General features: G+C 68.1%; 24 protein-coding genes. 9 read left to right on the top strand and 15 right to left on the bottom strand.

The features are described 5' to 3' along the window. The first annotated feature begins 37 nt into the window (after nt 1–37). The 6 genes from AC6EUL_RS00365 to pufC all read left to right on the top strand — a co-directional run bounded on the left by AC6EUL_RS00365 (nt 38) and on the right by pufC (nt 3,901). The gene (locus AC6EUL_RS00365; RefSeq protein ID WP_499868189.1) at nt 38–253 is read left to right on the top strand and encodes a hypothetical protein; all 216 of its coding nucleotides are present in this window, start codon (nt 38–40) and stop codon (nt 251–253) included. A gap of 152 nt (nt 254–405) precedes the next feature. After that, nucleotides 406–627 carry a light-harvesting antenna LH1, beta subunit gene (pufB, locus tag AC6EUL_RS00360; protein ID WP_056273133.1) on the top strand — a complete coding sequence of 74 codons (222 nt, stop codon included), beginning with the start codon at nt 406–408 and terminating at the stop codon, nt 625–627. A 14-nt stretch (nt 628–641) separates the two neighbouring features. Next, complete coding sequence (pufA, locus tag AC6EUL_RS00355) at nt 642–830, top strand: light-harvesting antenna LH1, alpha subunit (RefSeq protein WP_018043293.1); 189 nt, start codon at nt 642–644, stop codon at nt 828–830. Between the two features lie 108 nt (nt 831–938). Next, on the top strand, nt 939–1,763 hold the full coding sequence (gene pufL, locus AC6EUL_RS00350) for a photosynthetic reaction center subunit L (RefSeq protein ID WP_056219170.1): 825 nt from the start codon (nt 939–941) through the stop codon (nt 1,761–1,763). A gap of 27 nt (nt 1,764–1,790) precedes the next feature. Then, nucleotides 1,791–2,783, top strand: coding sequence for a photosynthetic reaction center subunit M (pufM, locus tag AC6EUL_RS00345; RefSeq protein WP_056383138.1), 993 nt, complete (start codon nt 1,791–1,793; stop codon nt 2,781–2,783). Beyond that, nucleotides 2,780–3,901 carry a photosynthetic reaction center cytochrome PufC gene (pufC, locus tag AC6EUL_RS00340; RefSeq protein WP_056383135.1) on the top strand — a complete coding sequence of 374 codons (1,122 nt, stop codon included), beginning with the start codon at nt 2,780–2,782 and terminating at the stop codon, nt 3,899–3,901. Before pufM ends, pufC begins: the two co-directional genes overlap by 4 nt. A gap of 106 nt (nt 3,902–4,007) precedes the next feature. Here the strand turns inward: pufC and AC6EUL_RS00335 are convergent, their stop codons facing one another. After that, nucleotides 4,008–4,367 carry a c-type cytochrome gene (locus tag AC6EUL_RS00335; protein ID WP_056219179.1) on the bottom strand — a complete coding sequence of 120 codons (360 nt, stop codon included), beginning with the start codon at nt 4,365–4,367 and terminating at the stop codon, nt 4,008–4,010. 192 nt (nt 4,368–4,559) lie between these two features. On the opposite strand from AC6EUL_RS00335, the gene AC6EUL_RS00330 reads away from it, so the two are divergent. Then, on the top strand, nt 4,560–4,796 hold the full coding sequence (locus AC6EUL_RS00330; RefSeq protein WP_056219182.1) for a helix-turn-helix domain-containing protein: 237 nt from the start codon (nt 4,560–4,562) through the stop codon (nt 4,794–4,796). 298 nt (nt 4,797–5,094) lie between these two features. Here AC6EUL_RS00330 and AC6EUL_RS00325 read toward each other — a convergent pair whose 3' ends face one another. The 13 genes from AC6EUL_RS00325 to AC6EUL_RS00265 form a co-directional block, all read right to left on the bottom strand. Beyond that, on the bottom strand, nt 5,095–5,949 hold the full coding sequence (locus AC6EUL_RS00325; protein WP_499868183.1) for a shikimate 5-dehydrogenase: 855 nt from the start codon (nt 5,947–5,949) through the stop codon (nt 5,095–5,097). 2 nt (nt 5,950–5,951) lie between these two features. Continuing rightward, nucleotides 5,952–6,575, bottom strand: coding sequence for a hypothetical protein (locus tag AC6EUL_RS00320; RefSeq protein ID WP_499868181.1), 624 nt, complete (start codon nt 6,573–6,575; stop codon nt 5,952–5,954). A gap of 18 nt (nt 6,576–6,593) precedes the next feature. After that, a complete protein-coding gene (locus AC6EUL_RS00315) occupies nt 6,594–6,833 on the bottom strand; it encodes a hypothetical protein (protein WP_056219187.1) in 240 nt (79 codons plus the stop codon). A gap of 39 nt (nt 6,834–6,872) precedes the next feature. After that, the gene (locus AC6EUL_RS00310; protein WP_056273121.1) at nt 6,873–7,913 is read right to left on the bottom strand and encodes a formate dehydrogenase subunit gamma; all 1,041 of its coding nucleotides are present in this window, start codon (nt 7,911–7,913) and stop codon (nt 6,873–6,875) included. A 71-nt stretch (nt 7,914–7,984) separates the two neighbouring features. After that, on the bottom strand, nt 7,985–8,581 hold the full coding sequence (gene fdh3B / locus AC6EUL_RS00305; RefSeq protein ID WP_055955987.1) for a formate dehydrogenase FDH3 subunit beta: 597 nt from the start codon (nt 8,579–8,581) through the stop codon (nt 7,985–7,987). A gap of 16 nt (nt 8,582–8,597) precedes the next feature. After that, on the bottom strand, nt 8,598–11,540 hold the full coding sequence (locus AC6EUL_RS00300; RefSeq protein ID WP_056273118.1) for a formate dehydrogenase subunit alpha: 2,943 nt from the start codon (nt 11,538–11,540) through the stop codon (nt 8,598–8,600). A 7-nt stretch (nt 11,541–11,547) separates the two neighbouring features. Then, complete coding sequence (locus AC6EUL_RS00295) at nt 11,548–11,787, bottom strand: formate dehydrogenase (protein WP_056219196.1); 240 nt, start codon at nt 11,785–11,787, stop codon at nt 11,548–11,550. A gap of 68 nt (nt 11,788–11,855) precedes the next feature. Beyond that, complete coding sequence (locus AC6EUL_RS00290; protein WP_244479525.1) at nt 11,856–12,458, bottom strand: TorD/DmsD family molecular chaperone; 603 nt, start codon at nt 12,456–12,458, stop codon at nt 11,856–11,858. Nucleotides 12,459–12,626: 168 nt separating this feature from the next. Continuing rightward, nucleotides 12,627–13,301, bottom strand: coding sequence for a DUF3306 domain-containing protein (locus AC6EUL_RS00285; RefSeq protein ID WP_499868174.1), 675 nt, complete (start codon nt 13,299–13,301; stop codon nt 12,627–12,629). Then, on the bottom strand, nt 13,298–13,873 hold the full coding sequence (locus AC6EUL_RS00280) for a DUF3305 domain-containing protein (RefSeq protein WP_499868172.1): 576 nt from the start codon (nt 13,871–13,873) through the stop codon (nt 13,298–13,300). The genes AC6EUL_RS00285 and AC6EUL_RS00280 overlap by 4 nt, the downstream gene beginning before the upstream one ends. Then, nucleotides 13,873–14,883, bottom strand: coding sequence for a DUF6352 family protein (locus AC6EUL_RS00275; protein ID WP_499868171.1), 1,011 nt, complete (start codon nt 14,881–14,883; stop codon nt 13,873–13,875). Before AC6EUL_RS00275 ends, AC6EUL_RS00280 begins: the two co-directional genes overlap by 1 nt. Before the next feature lie 35 nt (nt 14,884–14,918). Continuing rightward, entirely contained in the window at nt 14,919–15,494 is a 576-nt protein-coding gene (locus AC6EUL_RS00270) for a DUF6505 family protein (RefSeq protein ID WP_499868169.1), read from the bottom strand. Then, the gene (locus AC6EUL_RS00265; protein ID WP_499868167.1) at nt 15,491–16,237 is read right to left on the bottom strand and encodes a biotin/lipoate--protein ligase family protein; all 747 of its coding nucleotides are present in this window, start codon (nt 16,235–16,237) and stop codon (nt 15,491–15,493) included. The genes AC6EUL_RS00270 and AC6EUL_RS00265 overlap by 4 nt, the downstream gene beginning before the upstream one ends. Before the next feature lie 282 nt (nt 16,238–16,519). Here AC6EUL_RS00265 and AC6EUL_RS00260 point away from each other — a divergent pair, with 282 nt between their 5' ends. Both AC6EUL_RS00260 and AC6EUL_RS00255 read left to right on the top strand, forming a co-directional pair. Next, nucleotides 16,520–18,517 (top strand): 4Fe-4S binding protein, encoded by a 1,998-nt coding sequence (locus AC6EUL_RS00260; RefSeq protein ID WP_499868600.1) that lies wholly within the window; start codon nt 16,520–16,522, stop codon nt 18,515–18,517. Nucleotides 18,518–18,534: 17 nt separating this feature from the next. Next, nucleotides 18,535–19,038, top strand: coding sequence for a GNAT family N-acetyltransferase (locus tag AC6EUL_RS00255; protein WP_499868165.1), 504 nt, complete (start codon nt 18,535–18,537; stop codon nt 19,036–19,038). Between the two features lie 7 nt (nt 19,039–19,045). Here AC6EUL_RS00255 and AC6EUL_RS00250 read toward each other — a convergent pair whose 3' ends face one another. Continuing rightward, nucleotides 19,046–20,296: a c-type cytochrome gene (locus tag AC6EUL_RS00250; protein ID WP_499868598.1), complete on the bottom strand. Its 1,251-nt coding sequence runs from the start codon at nt 20,294–20,296 to the stop codon at nt 19,046–19,048. Nucleotides 20,297–20,414 lie beyond the last annotated feature (118 nt).

Raw genomic sequence — 20,414 nt, 5'->3', positions numbered from 1 at the left:
GCGTCCCGCCGCGGAACGCCGAGAGGAGACCCATCCCATGCAACGTTCGCTCAGTCCGGTGTCGCGCCTGCATCAGGACGAGGTCCAGTTCCGGATCATCCTGGCCAGCACCTATCCGTTCTTCCTCATCGCGGCGCTGGTGCAGCGCGTGATCCCGCAGGCCCGGACGGCGCTGCCGCAGCGGCGGCGCTCGGTCTTCGCCGAGGCCCGGGCGATGGCCGTCTCGGCCATTCCCTTCGTGTTCATGGGCTGACTTCGCCCTCGGGTCGAGGCGTTCCGCCCGCCCCCGATCGACCTCCCGTCCGAACAGGCGGGAAGGACCGCCGAGGCCGCTCCGCGCGGTCCGGTGACACCCACCGTACCCGGACGTGCGGGCGCGGCTAGCCAAAGCGGAGGTTTGACCCAATGGCCAATGGCATTGTCGAGAAACCGAGCAGCCTGTCCGGGCTGACGGAACCGGAAGCCAAGGAGTTCCACGCGATCTTCTTGACCAGCTTCATCATCTTCACGGCGATCGCCGTGGTCGCCCACATCCTCGTGTGGCTGTGGCGCCCCTGGCTGCCCGGACCGAAGGGCTACGCCGCCCTCGAGACGGCCGCCCAGGGCGTCGCCTCCCTGCTCTCCTGAGAAGGACCCTCATCATGCACAAGGTCTGGCTTCTCTTCGATCCGCGCCGCACCCTGGTGGCGCTCTTCACCTTCCTCTTCATTCTGGCGCTGCTGATCCACTTCATCTTGCTCAGCACCGACCGGTTCAATTGGCTGGAAGGTCCCAAGGCGCCGCGCGCCGCCAACGCGCAGACGCTGGTTCTGCCCACGATGCCCGCCTGACCGGCGCGCACCGCAAGCACGGATGATCGGCGGGCGGGCCCCAAAAGCCCCCCGTCGGCCATCGCCGACAGACGTGGTCGAGAGACGTGGTGGAGCGGGGAGGTCGCGATGGCGATGCTGAGTTTCGAGCGAAAATACCGCATCCGCGGCGGCACCCTGGTCGGCGGCGACCTGTTCGATTTCTGGGTCGGGCCATTCTACGTCGGCTTCTTCGGCGTCACGACGCTGTTCTTCTCGGTGCTTGGAACGGCGCTGATCATCTACGGTGCGGCGCTCGGACCGACCTGGAACATCTGGCAGATCAACATCGCGCCGCCCGATCTGAAGTACGGGCTCGCCCTGGCGCCGCTCCAGGAGGGCGGCCTCTGGCAGATCATCACCTTCTGCGCCGTCGGCGCCTTCTCGTCCTGGGCCCTGCGCGAGGTCGAGATCTGCCGCAAGCTCGGCATCGGCTACCACGTGCCCTTCGCCTTCGCGGTGGCGATCTTCGCCTATGTGACCCTGGTCGTGGTCAGGCCGCTCCTGATGGGCGCCTGGGGGCACGGGTTCCCCTACGGCATCCTCAGCCACCTCGATTGGGTCTCGAACACCGGCTACCAGTACCTGCACTTCCACTACAATCCCGCGCACATGTTGGCGGTGACGTTCTTCTTCACCACAACGCTCGCGCTCTCGCTGCACGGCTCGCTGATCCTGTCCTCGACCAATCCGGGCAAGGGCGAGGTGGTGAAGACTCCCGAGCACGAGGACACGTTCTTCCGCGACACCATCGGCTACTCGATCGGCACGCTCGGCATCCACCGGCTCGGCCTGTTCCTGGCGCTGTCGGCCGGCTTCTGGAGCGCGGTCTGCATCGTCATCAGCGGCCCGTTCTGGACCCGCGGCTGGCCCGAATGGTGGGGCTGGTGGCTCAATCTCCCCGTCTGGCGCTGATCTCGGAATAGGGAGGCTCGCGACACCATGGCCTACTACCAGAACATCTTCTCCGAAGTGCAGGTCCGCCCGGTCCAGCCGGACCTCGGCATCCCGGTCGACTCCAACAAGCGCTGGGGCACGCCGTTCAACTCCTACCTGTTCGGCCTCATCGGCAATGCGCAGGTCGGCCCGATCTACATCGGCTATCTCGGGGCGCTCTCCTTCGCCTGCGGGTTGATCGCCTTCGAGATCATCGGCCTCAACATGTGGGCGAGCGTGAACTGGGATCCGATCCAGTTCGTGCGGCAGTTGCCCTGGCTCGCCCTCGAACCGCCCCGTCCGCAATACGGCCTGAAAGTCCTGCCGCCGCTGGCCGAGGGCGGCTGGTGGCTGATCGCCGGCTTCTTCCTGACCGCCTCGATCCTGCTCTGGTGGCTGCGGCTGTTCCGGCGCGCCAAGGCGCTGGGCCTCGGCTACCACGTGCCCTGGGCCTTCGCCTCCGCGATCTGGCTGTTCCTGGTGCTGGGCTTCATCCGGCCGGTGCTGATGGGATCCTGGAGCGAGGCCGTCCCGTTCGGCATCTTCCCCCACCTCGACTGGACCGCCGCCTTCTCGCTGCGCTACGGCAACCTGTTCTACAACCCCTTCCACATGCTCTCGATCGTCTTCCTCTACGGGTCGACGCTGCTCTTCGCGATGCATGGCGGCACCATCCTGGCCGTGAGCCGCTTCGGCGGCGAGCGCGAGATCGACCAGATCGTCGACCGCGGCACCGCCACCGAGCGCGCCGCCCTGTTCTGGCGCTGGACCATGGGCTTCAACGCCACCATGGAATCGATCCACCGCTGGGCCTGGTGGTTCGCGGTCCTGACGACGCTCACCGGCGGCATCGGAATCCTGCTCACCGGGACGGTCGTCGACAACTGGTACCTCTGGGCCGTCAAGCACGGCGTCGCCCCGTCCTACCCGCAGGTCTATCCGCCGGTCGTCGATCCGCTGAGTGTGTCGCCCACAACCCTGCCAGGGGGAGCTCCATGAAGACCTTCTTCGCCGTCCTCGGAGCTTCCATCGCCTTCTTCCTCACCGTGGCAATGGTCGGTCTGACCGACTGGGACCGACCGCCGCTGGCGGTCCAACAGAATGGCTTTCGCGGGACCGCGATGGCGCAGGTCCACACCCGCGAAGCCGTCGAGGACACCCGGGACGCCAACCTGGCGCCGGCGCCCGCCGATCCCGCCGAGCCCGGCGAGGAGCTCGCCGGTACGACCTACGAGAACGTCCAGGTCCTCAAGAACGTCAGCGTCAACGAGTTCAATCGCCTGATGGCGTCGATGACCGAGTGGGTCAGCCCCGAACAAGGCTGCACCTACTGCCACAATACCGAGAACATGGCCGACGACAGCCTCTATCAGAAGAAGGTCGCCCGCCGGATGCTGCAGATGACGCAGCACATCAACAGTTCCTGGAAGGAGAACCACGTCGGCGGTGCGGGCGTCACCTGCTACACCTGCCACCGGGGACAGCCGGTGCCGGCCAATATCTGGTTCACCCAGCCGGGTCCCAATCGCCCGGGCGGCTTCATCGCCCGCAACAACGGGCAGAACATGGCCGCGCCGTCGGTCGGCCTGGCCTCGCTCCCCTACGACACCCTCACCGAATACCTCGCCGACAAGACCATCGACAACAATGCGATCCGGGTGAATGCGACGACGGCGCTGCCGACGACCAAGGGCAAACCGATCCAGGATGCGGAGAAGACCTACGGGTTGATGATCCACATGTCGGAGGGACTGGGGGTCAACTGTACCTTCTGTCACAACACCCGGGCGATCTCGAACTGGTCGCAGAGCACGCCGCAACGGACCACCGCCTGGCACGGCATCCGGATGGTGCGGGACATCAACGGCAATTACCTCGAGCCGCTGCTCTCGACGTTCCCCCCGAACCGCCTCGGCGCTCTGGGTGACGTGCCGAAGGTCAATTGCACCACCTGCCACAACGGGGTCAGCAAGCCCCTGAACGGTGCGAACGTCATCGACGCCTATCCCGAGCTCGCCAAGTCGACCGAGACGGCGAGCGCCGCCGATCCCAGTCCGCCGGTCACCCCATCGCCCGTTCCGGATCAGCCCGCGATGCCCGTTCCGACGCCGCAATAGGCCGGCCGTCTCCCGATCGGACACGAAACGCCGCTGGACAGGTCTCCAGCGGCGTTTCGACGTTCGGAGACGGTCCGCGAAGAGCGACGCGTCTCGTCGCGCGGGACTACTTCTTGGAGGCCAGGTAGGCGATCACATCGTCGATCTTCTTGTCGTCGGGATAGCCGGCGAACACCATCTTGGTTCCCGGGACCTTCGCCTTCGGGTTCTTCAGCCACTCGTGCAGGTTGGCCTCGTCCCAGGTGATCCCGGAGCCCTTGAGCGCGGCGGAATAGGTGTAGCCTTCCTCCGAGGCGGCCTTGCGGCCGACGACGCCGGTCAGGTTCGGTCCAACCCCATTCTTGCCGAAGGCGTGACAGGCCTTGCAGGGTGCGAACGCCTTCTCCCCCGCCGCGGCATCCCCCTCGGCATGCGCGGCCATCGGGAGCAGGGCGGCAAATAGAGCACCGTAGATCGTGTGTCGCATGGGGTTTCCTCGCAGAACGTTCTGGTGGTGAAACCTAGCTAAAGCGCCGCTATCAAAAGTAATGCGAACCGCAACGATTGTCACGGCAACGTGATCGTCCGGGAGGGATTAAGGGCGGCGATCGTCTGGTTTGGCCGATTGGGGGGCCTACCCTTAGGCCCCTGCGCGAAATCCATCGCCCCAGGTGGAGCCATGCCGGTCCAACCCGCCGACGTCTGCCAGTTCCTTCATCGCACCGGCTGGAGCCAGGCGCGCCTCGCCTGGGAACTCGGGATCAACCAGCCGCGGATATCGCGTTTCATCAACGGCATGAAGAAACCGAACCCGGACCTCGTGCGTGTCCTGGACGCCTTCTTCGCGGCGGAGGCGCAGGCCCGCGTCGCGGCGCGGACAGGCGGCGGGCATCGGCACGGCCCTCCGCGCGCGTAGACTGCCACTCTCCCGACACCGGCGCTGCCGGCATCGGATCCAGCCCGTCTTCGCGTTGGACGCTCGCCCGAAGCGCGCCGTCGCCTTCACTTGGCGAACGCTCGCCGAAGGTCCCGCAAGGCTCGTTCGCGAATGACCGATGTCCCCCGCGGCGAAGGCCGGATGGTCCGCGCCGAGGAAGAAACGCCAAGGGTGCCGGTCCGGTCACGACCGCGGCGCCTCCTCGGCACGATGGCGTCGATCGCTGCCGTCGTCGCCCGGGTGACCTCGGGCTGAACGCCCGCGCGCCCTCGTCCCGTCAGGTCCGGGCGAAGGCGGCCGCATCCGCCACCTGCGCGGAGGACGGCGTCACGCCGGTGTAGCGGATGAACTGTTCGAGGCCCTGCAGGACCAGGACCTCGTGCCCGGTGATGCACGGCTTCCCGAGGCGTTCCGCCGCCGCGAGGAACGGCGTCCGGGAGGGCAGGGCGACCACGTCGAAGGCGATGGCGCAGGCGGCGATGGCCGCCTCCGGAAAGGCCAGGGCCCCGGCATCCGGCCCTTCCATGCCGAGGGGCGTGACGTTGACGAGGAGCGGCGCCGTGCGGTCGCCGAGCGCGGTCGCATGGGCGAAGCCGGACCGCTCCGCCAGGGCCGCACCCGCCGCCGCGTTGCGCGCGACGATCGTCCCATGCCGAAAACCCGAATCGCGCAGGGCCGCCACGACCGCCTTGGCCATCCCGCCGGACCCGCGCACGACGAACGGCGTCGCCGGATTGATCGCGTGCCGGGCCAATAGGGCGCGCACGGCAAGATAGTCCGTGTTCGCGCCGGTCAGCGTGCCGCCGTCGTTAATGATGGTGTTGACGCTGTCGATCGCCCGCGCGGACGGATCAAGGGTGTCGAGGAGGGGGATCACCGCCTCCTTGAAGGGCATCGAGACCGCGCAGCCGCGGATGCCGAGGGCGCGGATGCCGCCGATCGCCCCGGGCAGGTCGGTGGTCGAGAACGCCTTGTAGACGTAGTCGAGACCGAGCAGCGCGTAGAGCCGGTTGTGGAACCGCGACCCGAAATGCCCCGGCCGGGCCGACAGGGACATGCACAGGGTCGTGTCCCGTCCGATGAGGGGACGCGCGGGCAGACCCGCCTCCGCGTTCTCCGCCGTCCCGCCCACCCTCAGGGCTGCGATCCCGCGAAGAGCTTCGGGTTCAGGGCGGCGAGCGCCAGGAGGGGCGGGGGCATGATGACGCCGGCGACGCGCATGGCGCGCGCGGCCGCGCGGCAGGCGGTCTGGTCGTTCGCTCCGGCGGCGGCCTCGAGCTGCGCCACGACGGCGGGATCCGGCTTCGGGCTCGGCGCCGGCGCACCGGGGGGCGGCGGAGACTTGGCGGCGGCATTGGCCTGCGCCAGGACGGTCTTGCCGTCGCTGACGGGGGCCCGGGTGTCGCTGGTGGGCGCCTTGGTGTCGGTGTTCGTGGGCCCGCTCAGCCCCGACTTCTGCTGCGGGTCACCGCCGGCCGTGGAGGGCTGCCCGTCGCTCTTGCCGGAGGCATTGGAGACGGCGGTGGCCTGCTTGGGCGGCGTGGCGGCCTCCTGCTTCTTCTCCTCCGGCTTCTGCACGAACGCGATCAGTTCCTGGCACAGGTTCGCCGGTCCCTTCGCGGGCGCCGCCGCCGGGGCGGGCGCCGCATCCTGCGCGAAGGCCGCGGACGCCGCGAGGCAGCCCGACAGGAGCAGTGCGGCGAAGGGCAGGCGTCGGATCATCTTCGGTCCCCTGTGGTCCGGGCTCGTGGTTTTCATCGGTGATCGCTGGAAGGATCAGGACCGCTTCGGATGGGAGGGCTCGCCGGTGGCCTTGCCGTGAGCCGATTCCCCGGTGTCGTTCGTCTGCGGATCCCCGTTCCACTTCTCCCCGACGAGATTGGTGCCCGGCTCCGACACGCGGGCGCCCGACGTCGCGAAGGCCTGGTAGGCGAACGTCTGATTGCTCGTCAGGGCGTACATCGCCACGACGCCGAGCCCGATGGCCGCGATGATGGCGAGGATGAAGGCTTTCATGGTCGGGGTCCTCGCCGCGCGGGCGTGCAGGGTGTTCGGTTACTCGGCGGGGGCGGGGTGGCGACCGGAGAGCTGCGGGCCGCTCGCCGTCTTCGCCTGCTCCTGCTCCACCCAGAGATCGTGGTGGGCACGCGCCCAGGCCAGGTCGACCTTGCCGCTGCCCATGGCGTCGTAGGCGCCCTTCATGCCGAGCGTGCCGATGTAGATATGGGCGAGGATGCCGGCGATGAAGGCGATGCCGATCAGCGAGTGGATCACCTGCATGACCTGCATGCCATTGATGTCCAGCAGCGCGAACGGGAACAGCATCATCAGGCCGGTCATGCTCATGGCGGCGCCGAAGCCGGCAACCATCCAGAACACGCCCTTCTGACCGGCGTTGAAGCGGGCCGCGTGCGGGTGCTTCTTGCCGATGAACCCGCCGCCGGCCTTGATCCAGTCCCAGTCGAGGCGGTTCGGGATGTTGTCCTTGATCCAGACCACGAACATCATCACCACGCCGAACATGAACGGCCAGGCGAGATAGACGTGGCTGTACTTGGCCCACTGCGCCAGGGCGCCGAAGGCCTCGGGGCCGATCAGCGGCATCAGCAGGCGCTTGCCGAAGATGTAGTTCAGGCCGGAGAGCGACAGGATGATGAAGCACACGGCCGTCATCCAGTGGGTGAAGCGCTCGAAGGTGTTGAAGCGCAGGATCTTCCGGCCCGATTCCTGGCTGTGCTCCGTGAGGATGCGCCCGCGCCAGAGGAAGAACGCCCCCAGCGCGCCGATCATGCCGAGAATGAGGGCGGCCCCGATCCACGGCAGGTAGTGCTCGCGGAACGACTGGTACTCGCGACCCTGCGGCTGGATCAGGTTCGCGGCCTTCCGATCGGGGATGCTGATCCGGCCGGTGATCTTGTCCGCGTTCTTGAAGAGAAACTCTTCGTTCACCGAATCCGCCGTGGGCCTGGCGCCCATGGGGTTCTGCCCATCCTGCGTGATCGGATTCTGGGCGCGTGCCGGTTCGAACGCGCCCGGCGCGGCCAGGAGCGTCGTCGCGACGACGAGGGTGCTGAGGAGCGTGACTGCCCGCCGCATCGGCGTTCCTTTCGATGGCGTGTCGTCATGGAGCCGCCGGATGGCCGCCGGCTCCAGGGGCGAGGGGGCGATCAGATCGCCACGGTCTCGCGGTAGGCCGTCTTCCAGCCCCAGGCGCCGGAGCCGTAGCCGCGCTTGATCACGCGCTGCTTATAGATCTCGGCGATCATCTCGCCGTCGCCGGCGAGCAGGGCCTTGGTCGAGCACATCTCCGCGCAGAGGGGGAGTTTGCCCTCGGCGAGGCGGTTCGAGCCGTATTTCTCGTACTCGGCCACCGACAGGTCCGGCTCCGGGCCGCCCGAGCAGTAGGTGCACTTGTCCATCTTGCCGCGCGAGCCGAAGTTTCCGACGCGCGGATACTGGGGCGCGCCGAAGGGGCAGGCGTAGAAGCAGTAGCCGCAGCCGATGCAGATGTCCTTGGAGTGCAGCACCACCGCGTCGGCCGTGGTGTAGAAGCAGTTCACCGGGCACACGGCCGCGCAGGGCGCGTCCGTGCAGTGCATGCACGCCATCGAGACCGAGCGCTCGCCGGGCTTGCCGTCGTTGAGCGTCACGACGCGACGGCGGTTGATGCCCCAGGGCACCTCGTGCTCGTTCTTGCAGGCGGTGACGCAGGCGTTGCACTCGATGCAACGGTCGGCGTCACAGAGGAACTTCATACGGGCCATGGTCGATGCGCTCCTCTCACGCGGCCTTGATCTGGCATAGGGTACACTTCGTTTCCTGCATGCCCGTCACAGGATCGAAGCCGTAGGTGGTGACCGAGTTGACGCTCTCGCCGAGCACCACCGGGTCGGTGCCCTTCGGGTAGTAGTCGCGCATGTCCTTGCCCTCGTACCAACCCGAGAAGTGGAAGGGCATGAACGCGACGCCCTTGCCGACACGGTCGGTGACGAGCGCCTTGACCTTGGCCTTCGAGCTGTTCTCGGCGCCGGTGACCCAGACCCAGGACCCGTCCTTGATGCCGCGCTCGACGGCGTCGCCGGTGTTGATCTCGACGAACATGTCCTGCTGCAACTCGGCCAGCCACGGGTTCGACCGGGTCTCCTCGCCACCGCCCTCGTATTCCACAAGGCGGCCCGAGGTGAGGATGATGGGGAAGTCGCGCGCCACGTTTCGCTCGACGGCCGCCTTCTGCACCGAGAAGCCGATGTTCGGCATGCGGAACTGCCGCTCGTCGGGGCGGGTCGGGTACTTCGCCACGAGGTCGGGGCGCGGCGAGTAGACCGGCTCGCGGTGCACCGGCACCGGGTCGGGCAGGTTCCAGGCGTTCGCCCGGGCCTTGCCGTTGCCGAACGGGATCACGCCGTGATCGAGGCAGACCCGCTGGATGCCGCCCGACAGGTCGGTGGCCCAGCTCACGGTGTCGGCCTTGTCGCCGCCGATCTTGAGGATCGTGGCGAGTTCGTCCGCCGTCAGGTCCTTGTCCCAGCCGAGCTTCTTGAACACCCCGAAGGTGAATTCCGGGTAGCCGTCGGTGAGGTCGGAATCCTTGGTGAAGCTGTCCTCGGCCAGCAGGGTCTGGCCGTTGCGCTCGGTGCCGAACCGGGCCCGGAATGTGCTGCCGCCGTCCTTCACGTGGAGGGAGGTGTTGTAGAGGATGGCCGAACCCGGATGGCGCAGCTCGGGCTTGCCCCAGCACGGCCAGGGCAGGCCGTAATAGTCGCCGCCCACCTCCGGGTCGTCCTTGGGCGCCCGCAGGGTGATGAGATCGAACTTGTGCTGGTTGCGCATGTGCGCCTTCAGCCGCTCGGGGCTCTGGCCGCAATAGCCGGTCGACCAGCCGCCGCGGTTGATCTCCCGCAGCAGATCCTCGGCCGAAGGGACGTTGTTCTCGACCTTGATGTTTTTGAACAGCGTCTCGGCGAAGCCGAGCTTCTTGGCGAGGAGGTAGAGCACCTCGTAGTCGTTCTTCGACTCGAAGGCCGGCTTGACGATCTGCTCGCCCCACTGGAGCGAGCGGTTGGAAGCCGTGCGCGAGCCCTCCATCTCCAGCGAGGTGCAGATCGGCAGCAGGTAGGTGTTGTCCTGGCGGGCATCGAGGGCCGCGAAGGTGGTCGGATGCGGATCGGCGACCACCAGGAGCTCGAGCTTGTTCATGCCCTCGATGGCCTCGGGCAGGCGGGTCACGGTGTTGCCGCCGTGGCCGAACACCATGAACGCCTTGATCGGGCTGCGCTGGTCGATCTGCTCCGGCGGCAGGTTCACGGCGTCGAACCAGCGCGTCGATGTGATGCCGGGCGCTTCCATGTTCTCCTTGCGCGAGCGGGCCTTGCGGCCGGCCGCGGCGGGAACCTCGTCGAAGCGGGACTGCAGCCACTCGTAGGGCACGTCCCAGACGCGGGCCCAATGGCGCCAGCCGCCCTCGACGAGACCGTAGTAGAGCGGCAGCGAGGTGACATCGAGACCGAGATCGGTGGCGCCCTGCACGTTGGTGTGGCCGCGGAAGATGTTCGCGCCGGTGCCGGGCTTGCCCACGTTGCCGGTGGCGAGACACAGGATGCAGAGGGCGCGCACGTTGGCGGTGCCCACCGTGTGCTGGGTCGCGCCCATGCACCAGATCAGGGTCGCGGGCTTCTCCTTGGCGAACTTCTCCGCCACCCGGCGCAGCTGCTCGCCGGGCACGCCGGAGACGCGCTCGACCTCCTCGGGGGTCCACTTGGCGACTTCCTTGCGGACGTCGTCCATGGCGTAGACGCGCTGGCTGATGAACTCCTTGTCCTCCCAGCCATTCTGGAAGACGTGCCAGAGGATGCCCCAGACCACCGGAATGTCGGTGCCGGAGCGGATGCGCACGTACTCGGTGGCGTGGGCCGCCGTGCGGGTGAAGCGCGGATCGATGACGATCATGTTCGCGCGGTTGATCTCCTTGCCCGACAGCACGTGCTGCATGGAGATCGGGTGCGCCTCGGCGGGGTTGCCGCCCAGGATGATCATCGTCTTGGCGTTGCGGATGTCGTTGTAGGAATTGGTCTGGGCGCCGTAGCCCCAGGTGTTGGCGACGCCCGCCACCGTGGTCGAGTGGCAGATGCGTGCCTGGTGATCGACGGAGTTGGTGCCCCAGAAGGCGCCGAACTTGCGCATCAGGTAGGCGGCTTCGTTGGTGAACTTGGCCGAGCCGAGCCAGTAGACCGAGTCCGCGCCGTTCTTCTCGCGGATGGCGCCGAGCTTGTCGCCGATCTCCTCGATGGCTTGTTCCCAAGAGACGCGCTGCCACTGGCCGCCGACGAGCTTCATCGGGTACTTCAGGCGCCGGTCGGACGAGACCAGCTCGCGGATCGCCGCGCCCTTGGCGCAGTGCGTGCCGCGGTTGATCGGGCTCGCATAGGACGGCTCCTGGCCGACCCAGACCCCGTTCACCACCTCGGCCGTCACCGTGCAGCCCACCGAGCAGTGGGTGCAGACGTTCTTCTTGATCTGGACGTCGGGGCCGACGGCCGACGAGCCGGCGGCGCGGGCCTGACGGACCGATCCGAGCTGGATCGTGCCGGCCGCCGCCAGGGCGCCGGCGGTCAGGCCCGACTTCTTCAGGAAGCCGCGACGGTCGAGCACGCCGGCCGCGAGGCCCGCGGCGACGGCCTGGTGCTTGGTGCGGCTCGCCTCGCCGCTCTTGCGCTTGGTCAGCATCGCAGGCTCACTTCTTTCCGGCGTTCGTGCTGTTCTGAAGGGTCTCGTAGCCGTTCGTCCGGTAGAACGCCTTCACCTCGTCCGTGAGGCGGTAGCGCGACCGGGTCTCGTCCGTGCCGGGGTCATAGGCCTGCGCCTCGGTGACCGAGAGCGGCGACGCCATGCCGGCCGCGGCCGCCACCGTGCCGCCGCCGAGCGCGCGGAAGAACTGGCGACGGCCGAGCTGGTCCTTCTGATCCTGTCCCATCGCCCACACACTCCCTCCGGCGCTCTCCGACACGGGGTCGAGCGCCATGATCCAAAGAGACGGATGCCTCAGGCATCCATCGCGAAAGCCGCCGCCTCGATCTCGAGGAAGGCCCGTCCCAGGGCCCCGACCGGGCGATAGAAGCGCGCCGCCTTGGCCCGCTCCAGATCCGTGAAGAAACGTTCGCCCCACGGCGCGATGTGCCGGAGGAAGAACGCGCGCGCGGCACCGGGCTCGGCCTCGAACCGTCCGGCCGTGAGCCCGGCCATCACGTCGAAGAGAATCGCGAGATGATCCTCGGGTTCGGTCGTCGCCGGGTCGCGCTCGATGCCCAGTCCCGAGAGATCCTCGCGAACCCGGGCGAGGGGCCGCTCGTTCAGGAACCCCGTCAGGTAGTAGGAGGCGTAGGGCAGAAGCTCTCCCCGCCCGACACCGACGAAAAGCGCGAAATATTCCCGCTCCACGGCATCCGCTGACGTCTCCCGGGCCAGGGCTGCGAGGGAAGCGACCTCGCGGCCCAGGACGCTGTCGCCGCCCGCGAGTCCCGCCAACGCACGAAGAAGATTCGCCGTGGGAGGACGGCCGAGGAGGACCGCAAGAAGGTCGTACTGCTGCGCGCGCAGGTGATCGACTTCGTCCAGGGCCAAGCTCACCGTCGTGGCCTCGTCCATCCGATCCATCACCCCGACGCCGACTTCCCCTGGCGGCTCTGAAAACGGCGCACCGGAACGCATACCACTCCTCGACCCTTCCGGCCCCCGCCGCTCCACCTGAGGTGCGGTCTAGTTTGTATTGATAATAAAAAGGGTTTCACCGAACGGCAATCGCGTTTCTTCGCATTAGCTCGGCATCGCGCCGCCATGGCGTCGCAGGGGCGAAACAATCGGGGCCGATTGAAACGTGCGCTCGCCATTCTGCGATGGATGAAGGTCCTCCGCGCCGACGTGCGCGGTCGGCGTGTCCTGGATGGAGACCATCTGCGTTTCCGCGGCGGTTTCATCCGCGACCGGGACGGTCGACGGCGCGACCTCGACGTCACCCTCTTGGATACCGACGGGCTCCTGCGGCGGCTTCGGGGCGTGGCCGGTCATGATCCGCTCGACCATCGCCGTGATGTCGTCCGTGGGGAGCATGGGTCCGAGCCCGGGCACCCCACCGGGCGTATTCCAGTCGTAGGCATATTCCCGGGCCTCGCTGACGAAATCACGGATCGCCGGATCGACGGACCACATCCGCCGAAGGGCGGCTTTTCGCAGCGCCGCCGGAATCCCCGCCCTGAGAAACGGAACGAGCTCGGTCTCCGCGGTCAGATCCTCGATCTTCGGCAACCGGGCGATCGCGTCCGCCAGGCTCTCGTCATCGAGCGCTGGTTCCGTGGAAACCAGAGCTTCGTCAACGACTTGCGGTTCGGGCGGGACCGCGAGCACCGACGGTTCCGTGACCGCCTGCGCGCGCTCGTGCTGACGAACCTCCTGCTTGCGTCGCGCCCAGCGTGAGAGAAGGCTCTCGCTCATTCGCCGCGTCCCTTGCCCTGACCGCCCCGCGCCAGCGCTTCCGGATCGGCGCGGTCGCGCTTTCGCTTCTCGAACTTTCGCTCGACATGGAACGCCTCGAAGAACGCGAGCAGGATGCCCTGGCATTCCGTCGGCATCGGGACCGCCTCCACGATCTCGCCGATGCCTTCCGCCATGGCCTCGCCCTCGTAGGGGTCCGCCGTCACAGTCGCGATCTCGTAAGAATCCTCACCGAGTTTGCGCAACGAGACCCAGAGGGAAGGACGTCCGGACACGAGGTTGTCGCGATAATGCGAGGTCTCCGCGGGGTGGAGGAGAACCTCGTAGGATCCGGCGTAGAACGTTGATTCCTCTTCGTTTTCTGCAAGCGGGGTCCAGTTCGCGACGGGAGGCGCCGCCGGGAGTGCCGCGACCGGCAGCCAGGCATGGGTCGCCCAGGGGCCGCGCAGGCGCCGTCGGGCGACGAGGATACCGACCTCGAAATGATTCTGCGGCCTGGCGCGATCCTGCTCAGGGTCGTCCAGCGCTCGTCCGCCCGCATCTTCGTCGAGGATTGTCGGATCGTTCGGCATCAGCAAGGCGCCTGCGCTGTCTTGAGGGGAAGACCCGCGATCAGATTGTGCGGCTTCAGCGTCACGAGGTTCGCGCCCGTCGCCGCCAGCAGGAGGTAGACCGGACGGTCGCCGACCGAGTCTTCGAGGCGTGTCCGGTCGGTGAACGTCAGGCTGAAGAGCGCGATGACGCGTTCCTGGTCGGCGTTCGAGACCGGCTCTCCGCGCCAGAGGGCGTTGCCGATCCGCGTCGCTTCCGCATCCAGGCCGACGAACCAGCGCCAGTCGGAATCCTCGAGCTTGTCGAGCGGGTTGACCCGAACCTCGACGTTCAGGAGGTGCCCGACGAAAGCCTCGATCACCCGGGCCAGCGCCACGCGGCTGCGCATGCTGGAGCCGAGGTTCAGCGCCATCGAGAATGCATCGGAGCGGCTCCAATAGCTCCAGGCATTGTCCTCGTTCAGGATGTCGAGTTCGTTCGCCGCGTCCTTGCCCAGCATGCTCACCAGCGGCGACAGGGGGGCGCTCCCTTCCCGCGCCTCGATCACCTCGGCGTCGGCCAGGAGAACGGCGTTGTCGAGGCGACTGATCCGTTGAGGCCGGAACAACAGCTCCGCCGCGCGCAGCACGAACGGGTCGTCGCAGCCGTCGAGGGCGTTGCGCAGGATCAGGTGGACCAGCTGGTTCAGGAACAGCGAGGGAATGCCCTGCAGGCCCTCCCGGATCATTCCGAGATAGGCTGCCTCGATCGAGCGCGCCGCCAACAGGCGGTCTCGGAAGGCAAGCAGCACCTCCCAGTTTTCCCGAGCATCCGGATCCGCGATGGCCCTCACGGCCTCCATTGATACGACGCGGCGTGGATGGGCGAGCAGGTCGGCATACAGGCCACGCTCCGCGGCGCAGGCGTCGTCGGGCGGCAATACCTCCGGGCGGGCCAGATAGGCGAGGATCAGTTCGTCGGTGACGGCCAATCCGCCACCCTCGGTGCGCTGCGTCAGGTGGTGGCCGCTGGAGACCCAGAATTCGGTCATGGCAGGGTCTGTCCCGGTACGAGGGCTGGCATCGATCAGTTTCCCGAGGAAGCCGAAGCGCGCGCGAGCCCGATGAGATCGGCGCGTTCCTCGGGTTCCTCCTCATCGGTCTCCACGAAGCGAAAGGCGCGGGCATGGGCATGCAGACGGTCAGCTCCCGGCGTTCCGGCATCGCGCTGGTGCAACGTCCGGAAGGCTTCGGTGATCTCGCCGTCCGTCTGGGTCCGGTGCATCGCTACGACGCTCCCGACGGGAACGCCGCAGAGGGAGGCTGCGAAGTCGAGCTCTTCGCGGGCCGCCGCCCGTGCGGTCACCCGGTCCGGTGCACCGAGACGCTCGTGAAGATGTCGAGCCAAATCCTCGACCGCAGCATCGCGCTCGGTCTCGGACGCTTCGGTCACCACCACCAGGGTCGAGAAGCCGAGAGACGTCACCCCGACGAAACCGGACCGGAAGGCGGCGCGCGCTTTCCCCTCCAGGGCGGAAAGATCCTGGTCCCAGAAGAGAAACGACCCCGTCACCGCCCATTCACCCGGCTCGGCCGGATGCGCGAAAACGAAGGAATCAGAGGGGTCGAGCCGCAGTGTGCGCGGCAGCTTGAGCGCCGTCATAAACGGACCGTCCCGGTTTCCGGATCAAGCCATGCCGGTTCGCGCAGCAGCCGCGTCAGAGGCCAGCGCTCGGACTCACCCAGGATGACGTCGCCGGCCCGATCGATATGGACCGGCACACCCGGCGGAGTCGGCAGGTGCGCGAGGTAGCGGGCGGCGATCCCGTCGAAGCCATCTTCCGTCCAAAGGGAGAACGTCCGGATCAGATTGCGGGCAAAGCTCTCCACCAGCGGAAACCGGATGTCCGCCGGAAAGCCCTCCTCGTCGAGGGCCGTCGAACCAGGAGTGAGCCCCGGATCGCCGGTGGCTCCTTTCGAGAGAAGAAGCATGGCCGAGAAGACGAGCCAGTCCGGCGTCGATTCCTCCGGGCAGTGGGCGGGCCAGCCCAACCGCCCACCCCCGAGCCGGGCGCCGTCGAAGACGAGCACGTCGGGCCAGCCGAAGGTCAGCGGCATCTCCGGTGGACCATGCGCGCCAACAGCGTCGGCCAGGGCCGTCATGGCAGCCAGGAATGCGCGGCGCGCCGAGACCAGCGGCTCTTCCGGCGCCAGAATCACTGCAAGGTCGAGCACGCCCGCGCGTTCGGTAAGCACGAGGGTGCCCGCCGCATCAGCCCCCTGATGCTCGGCCAGCGACCGGGCTTCCGTGAAGGCATCGCAGGCACCTCCCACCAGGCGGCCGGTGAATGCCGGTGGCAGAGCGAGCGCTGTCGATCGGAGATCGAGGTCTGGGGTTGTCGTCACGGAGAAGGCAGGACTCGCGAGGAACCGGTTGCGGGAGAAGCGCTGCCACCGAGATGTCGTCCCGGCGACCGAGGCACAAGGCGCAAGATGCGCGCGGGACGTGTCGTCGCTGCGCTCCGGTGTCGGATCGCAGTTTTGAACCATTTGAGTATATGAGATACGAACGACGACGCGAAGAGGCCATCGCTGTGCCGGCCCGTCGTCTGCGTCAGCTTCCCCAGATCCATCCAGGGTTCGTCCGTGTCCGACCGTATCGTATTCGCCTGCACCTGCGAGAAGACGATGTCGCTCGACGCCGAGGCGATCGGCCGTGGGTGCGGCGGGACGCTCAGGGTGGCCGATCAGCTCTGCGGCCGCGAGCTCGACCGATTTCGGGGCGCCGTGCAGGCGGGCGGTGCGGTCACCGTATCCTGCACCCTTCAGTCGCCCCTCTTCGACGAGGTCGCCTCCGAGCTCGGCGCCGAGGACCGGGTGGTCTACGCCAAAATTCGCGAGACGGCAGGCTGGTCGTCCCAGGGTGACGCGGCTGGCCCGAAGATGGCAGCATTGCTCGCCGCCAGCGCCGAGCCGGTCCCGGATGCAGCCACCGTCGCGATCGAGAGCCAGGGCATCGCACTTGTTTATGGTCGCGATGCGACCGCCATCGAGATCGGCCGCCGTCTCGCGGAGCACCTTGACGTGACGGTGCTTCTGAGCCGGCCGGAGACGGTCGAGCCGCCTAAGCGCAACGACTTTCCAATCGTGCAGGGGACGATCGCCGGCGCCAAGGGACGGCTCGGGGCCTTCGAGCTGCGCATCGACGACTATGCTCTGCCGGCTCCGTCGTCCCGATCGCATCTCTTGTTCGGAGCGAGCCGCAACGGCGCCACTTCGACCTGCGACATCGTCATCGACGTCAGCGGCGGCACCGCCCTGTTTCCGGCGCACGAGGTCCGGCTCGGCTATCTCCGCGCGGATCCGCGAGATCCGGCGGCGGTCGAGCGCCTGATCACGGAGGCGTCACACCTCGTCGGCACCTTCGACAAGACGCGCTTCGTGGATTTCCACGCCGAGCTTTGCGCTCATTCACGCTCCCGCATCACCGGTTGTACCCGCTGTCTCGAGGTTTGCCCGACGGGGGCGATCGCGCCAGCGGGCGATACGGTGGTGATCGATCCCTATATCTGCGCCGGGTGCGGAAACTGCGCATCGGTCTGCCCGACCGGGGCTGCCGCCTATGCCCTGCCGCCGGCCGATGCGCTGATGCGCCGGCTGCGGACCCTGATGGTCGCCTACCAGGCCGCTGGCGGTCGTGACGGCGTGATACTGTTTCACGATGGCGACCACGGCGAACCCCTGATCGACGCCCTCGCCCGTCATGGAGACGGCCTGCCGGCCCACGTGCTGCCCGTGCGGGTGAACGAGATCACGCAACTGGGCCCGGAGGCCTTCGCGGCACTCTTTGCGTACGGCGCCGCCGGGGTCCGCATTCTCGCCCGCGACCGACCCAAGCATGACCTCGACAGTCTGCGCCGGGCGGTGGCCCTCGGCGACACCCTGGCGCGCGGGCTCGGTTTTGGCAGCGGAACCTCAGAGCCGGTCGTCTCCCTGATCGAAACCGACGACCCGGATGTTCTGGGCGCCACCCTGACAGGACAGCGGGTCGGAAAAGCGGCCGGCGTTCCCTCTCGTTTCATGCCGATCGGCGGCAAGCGAGAGGTTCTACGCTTTGCCTTCAACGAGATGCATGCGGCAGCCCCCGAGCCGGTGGCGCGCATCGCGCTGGCCGGGGGGGCTCCATTCGGCGGCCTGGAGTTCCGCACCGAGGATTGCACGCTCTGCCTGGCCTGCGTCGGCGCCTGCCCGACCCATGCACTGTCGGACAGTGCCGACCGGCCGTTCCTCGCTTTCGAGGAGAGCCTCTGCGTGCAGTGCGGTCTCTGCGCGAATACCTGCCCGGAGAGTGTCATCACCCTGAAGCCGGGCGTCGATTTCGAGGCCTGGGCCGCGCCACGGCGGGTGTTGAAGGAGGAGGAGCCCTTCGCGTGCATCGCCTGCGCCAAGCCCTTCGGCACGCGCAGCACCATCGAGCGCGTAGTGGAGAAGCTGCGCGATCGGCACTGGATGTTCCGGGGCGAAGCCGGCGAAGCGCGCGTGCAGGCCCTCATGATGTGCGAAGATTGTCGTGTCGAGGTCGCGGTGAATCAGGGCTTCGATCCCCATGCCGGCCCCGAGCGCGACCGTCCGCGCACCACGGAGGATTATCTCCGCGAGCGCGCCGCCCGCGGCGAGGCGATCTAGCCGGATCGGCCGCTGCCATGGGCGACTGGACGTGGCGGAGCATGGAGGAACGGGATCTCGTACAGGTCGTCGCCCTGGCCGACCGGCTGTTCCCGGACCATCCGGAGGATGCGGCGCATTTCGGCGAACGGCTCGCGTTGGGAGCCCGCCTGTGTCTGGCTCTGAGCGACGCGCATGCAGGCGTCGCGGGGTATGCGGTTGCGTATCCCTGGCCGCTCGGACGAGTTCCGCCCTTGAACCGATCACTCGCGCCCGTGCCGTCGGCGGAGGGCGCTGCCTACCTGCATGACCTCGGTATCGAACCGGCGCTCGCCGGTGCCGGGCAGGCCGGAGCGGGTCTGGCGCTCCTGATCGGCCGGATTCGGGAGGCCGGGCTGCACGACCTGGCCCTGGTGGCGGTCAACGGGACCGTGCGGTTCTGGGAGCGCCACGGCTTTCGAAGCTGCGCGCCGGGCGACGCTACGGCGAGGACGCTCGCCAGCTACGGCGGCGAGGCCCGTTACATGATCCGGACGCTGTGAGCTAGATTCAGCGCGTCGCCGTCGCGCTCTCCAAGAACTTCACGAGTGCCTCCCGGTCTTCCGCCCGGTTGATCGTCTGCTCCGGCATCCGCGTCCCCGGTGTGTAGCGGGTCGGGCCGACCTCGAAGAGCCGAGCGATGGTGCGCGCGTCCCAGATGATGTCCATGCCCCTCAGGGCGTCGGAATAGCGGTAGCCCGGCACTGTGGCGATGCGCCGGCCGATGATGCCGGCGAGCGTGGGGCCGGCGCGGGGGCCGTCCTCCGGGGTGAGAGCGTGACACGCGACGCAGGCCTGGAACACCTCGGCGCCCCGGTCCCCGTGATACGCGGCCAGGGCATCCGACGGACGCGGCATCGCCAGGGGACCGATCGGTTCGCCGCTCATGGCATCCCAGCGCCGGATCAACCGGTCGCTGCCGCCCGTGAGCAGTTCGCGTCCGTCCGGGCGCCACGCGATGGACCATACTGGCAGGCCCGGCCCGACGAGGCGGTGCAGGATCGTACCCGATTCCCGGTCGATCACCGCGACCGCGCCGCCGGCGGTGGCAGCGGCGATCTGGCGGCCATCGGGGGAGGGCGCGAGCGCGATGACCGGGTTCGGCCCGACATCGACCGAGGCGCGGACCGATCCGTCCGGGTGCAACAGGCGTACGACCGCGTCCCCGCCCGCGACTGCGATTTCGCCGTCCGGCGTCACTGCCAGCGCGTTCAGGATGGTGGGCAGCGTGATCACGATGGGCACGCCCGCGGGGTCGTCGGCCCGCGGCCAGATCCGCACGGTGGCGTCGTAGCCGGCGGTGACCGGCCGCCGATCCGGCAGGAAGCCGACAGCGTTCACGTTGCCCTGGTGCCCCGCGAGCACGCGGGCCGGGCCGCCGGCGATCGGGCGGATCCGGGCGGTTCCGTCCCAGGCGGCCGAGGCCAGCAGCGATCCGTCAGGCGAGACCGCCAGCGCCGCCACCGGCCCCGCATGTTCAGTGAAGACCCGCTCCGGCTCGGGTTGGCCGGCGCGCCAGAGCGCGATACGGCCATCTTCCGAGGCCGTGACGAAGCCACCCTCGGACAAGGCGGCGACCGCGTTTACGGCCCCGTCATGGAAGCGCAGGACGGTGAGCGCGCTGCCGCTGTCGATCGCCCACAGGATCGCGGCCTGATCGAAGCCGCCCGAGATCGCGAGGGCACCCCCCGGCGCGACCGCCAGCGCCCGAACCGGGCCGCCGTGGCCGCGCAACTGGGCAGCCGCGGGTGATCCTGACAGGACGGAGGCGAGAACGCAGAGGGCGAGTGCCCGCCGGGACGGGACACGATCGACCAAGGCTTTGCCGAATACCTGCACTGCATCCCCCGCGAGGAAACGCCGGGATACCGGCCCGGCG

The organism is Methylobacterium sp. 001424705 (genome assembly GCF_059816145.1).
The sequence above is the reverse complement of the archived record's forward strand: the minus strand, read 5'-3'. Positions and strand labels throughout refer to the sequence as shown.